General features: G+C 73.2%; 4 protein-coding genes and 1 pseudogene. 4 read left to right on the top strand and 1 reads right to left on the bottom strand.

Annotated elements, in window-relative coordinates:
- Positions 1-392, bottom strand: a pseudogene (gene fliI, locus Q0112_RS07535) (flagellum-specific ATP synthase FliI); the annotation flags it as partial.
- Positions 393-476: 84 nt separating this feature from the next.
- On the opposite strand from fliI, the gene Q0112_RS07530 reads away from it, so the two are divergent.
- The 4 genes from Q0112_RS07530 to Q0112_RS07515 are packed head-to-tail and all read left to right on the top strand — an operon-like array spanning position 477 to position 1,863.
- On the top strand, positions 477-857 hold the full coding sequence (locus Q0112_RS07530) for a FlgB family protein (RefSeq protein WP_297973464.1): 381 nt from the start codon (positions 477-479) through the stop codon (positions 855-857).
- Between the two features lie 11 nt (positions 858-868).
- Positions 869-1,261, top strand: a complete 393-nt coding sequence (gene flgC / locus Q0112_RS07525; protein WP_297973462.1) for a flagellar basal body rod protein FlgC — start codon at positions 869-871, stop codon at positions 1,259-1,261.
- A 24-nt stretch (positions 1,262-1,285) separates the two neighbouring features.
- The gene (gene fliE / locus Q0112_RS07520; protein ID WP_297973460.1) at positions 1,286-1,585 is read left to right on the top strand and encodes a flagellar hook-basal body complex protein FliE; all 300 of its coding nucleotides are present in this window, start codon (positions 1,286-1,288) and stop codon (positions 1,583-1,585) included.
- An 11-nt stretch (positions 1,586-1,596) separates the two neighbouring features.
- Entirely contained in the window at positions 1,597-1,863 is a 267-nt protein-coding gene (locus tag Q0112_RS07515; protein ID WP_297973458.1) for a flagellar biosynthetic protein FliQ, read from the top strand.
- The last annotated feature ends 30 nt before the right edge of the window (positions 1,864-1,893 follow it).

Raw genomic sequence — 1,893 nt, 5'->3', positions numbered from 1 at the left:
CGGAGCGTCGCGCTGGCCGCCCCGGGCGCCAGCGGCCGCCCGTCGAGCGGCTGGCCGAAGGCGTCGACGATCCGCCCGACCCAGCCCTCGGCGGGATGCACGCCGGCGGCGCCGAGCAGCACCACCTCGTCGCCGACCGCCGCCCCGTCGAGCGGGGCATAGGTCATCGCGCGGGTCTGCCGCTCGGAGACGCCGACGATCTCGCCGCCCAGCGCCTCGCGCGCCGCCGCCCGGCCGCCGAGGCCGATCGCCACCTGGTCGCCGATCCGCGCGTGGTTCGAGAGCCCGGCGATCTCCAGCGCCGCCGTGCCGACCGCGGTCACCCGCCCGACCCGGCGCCGGTTCGGGATGCGGGCGAGCTCGGCCCCGAGGGCGGCGAAGTCGGTGAGCATGGCGGCACCTCGGGGCGGCGGAACGGTTACGCTTTGTCAATCATCGAGGGTTAAGCCCGCGTTGACACCAGAACGGCGGTCCCGATGAACCTGAGCCTTCTCAACCTCGCCAGCGCGCTCGCCGCGCACGCCAGCGCCCGCCAGCAGGTCATCGCCGAGAACGTCGCCCACGCCGACACCCCCGGCTACCGGGCGCGCGACGTCGCCGACTTCGCCAGCATCCTCGAGAGCGCGCCGGCCTTTGCCGCCCGCACCACCCGGCCCGGCCATGTCGCCTTCGGCGCCGAGGGCGGCCTCGAGCCGCACGAGGCGGCGGCCTTCGGCACCGAGACGCCGAACGGCAACTCGGTCTCGCTCGAGGACCAGATGCTGCGCGCCGCGGCGGTGCGCCAGGAGCACGACATGGCGCTCGGCGTCTACTCCAAGACGCTCGACATCCTGCGCACCACCGTCGCCCGGCGCTGAGGAGAAAGGCGATGAGCGACCTCGAGCGGACGATGGCGGCCTCGGCGAGCGGCATGGCGGCGCAGGCCGCGCGCATCCGCCTGACGACCGAGAACATCGCCAATGCCGACACCCCCGGCTACCGGCGCAAGACCGTCTCCTTCGAGGCGGTCCTCGACGATACCCGCGACACCCGCGCCGTGGCGACCGGGCCGGTCAGGCTCGACCGCAGCGAGCTCGTGCGGATCTACGACCCCGGCAACCCCCTCGCCGGGGCGGACGGCAGCTATCTCGGCTCGAACGTCGATCTCGTGGTCGAGATCGCCGACGCCCGCGAGGCCAACCGCTCCTACGAGGCCAACCTGAAGATGTTCGACCAGGCGCGACAGATGGCGAGCTCGCTGCTCGGCCTGCTCCGCCGCTGAACCCAGCCCTGAACGAGGACCCCCATGGACATCAAGGCGACGCTCGCCTCCCAGCTCTATTCCCAGGTGCAGGCGGTGGCGCGGCCGGCGCCGCAGGACACGCCCGTCCGCAGCCCCGGCGAGGCCTTCGCCACCGCCGCCACCGACTTCATGGCGACGCTGCGCCAGAGCGAGGAGACGGTGAAGGCCGGCCTCGCCGGCCGCGCCGACCCGCAGGCGGTGGTCGAGGCGCTGGCCGCCACCGAGCTTGCGGTGCAGACGGCGGTCGCGGTGCGCGACAAGGTCGTCGAGGCCTACCAGGAAATCCTCCGGATGCCGGTCTGAGGCGCCCGGCGATGACCGAGGCCGCCGTCCTCGACATCCTGCGCCAGAGCCTCTGGACCGCGCTCATCGTCTCGACGCCGATCCTCAGCGTCGCGCTCGCCGTCGGCCTCGCCATCGGCCTGGTGCAGGCGCTGACCTCGGTGCAGGAGATGACGCTGACCTTCGTCCCGAAGCTCGGCGCCATCCTCGCCGTCTTCTGGATGACGATGAGCTTCTCCGGCCAGACCCTCGTCCGCTTCTACCAGGACCAGATCATCCCCATGGTGATCGGCCGCTGACCCGGCCCGGGGGGAGCGCCGGTCTCGGGG

The organism is uncultured Amaricoccus sp. (genome assembly GCF_937858865.1).
GTDB lineage: Bacteria > Pseudomonadota > Alphaproteobacteria > Rhodobacterales > Rhodobacteraceae > Amaricoccus.
The sequence above is the reverse complement of the archived record's forward strand: the minus strand, read 5'-3'. Positions and strand labels throughout refer to the sequence as shown.

Bases quoted from the DNA above. Each gene is read 5' to 3' on its own strand.
- Q0112_RS07530 (WP_297973464.1), top strand. From the start codon at position 477: ATGAACCTGAGCCTTCTCAACCTCGCCAGCGCGCTCGCCGCGCACGCC.
- flgC (WP_297973462.1), top strand. From the start codon at position 869: ATGAGCGACCTCGAGCGGACGATGGCGGCCTCGGCGAGCGGCATGGCG.
- fliE (WP_297973460.1), top strand. From the start codon at position 1,286: ATGGACATCAAGGCGACGCTCGCCTCCCAGCTCTATTCCCAGGTGCAG.
- Q0112_RS07515 (WP_297973458.1), top strand. From the start codon at position 1,597: ATGACCGAGGCCGCCGTCCTCGACATCCTGCGCCAGAGCCTCTGGACC.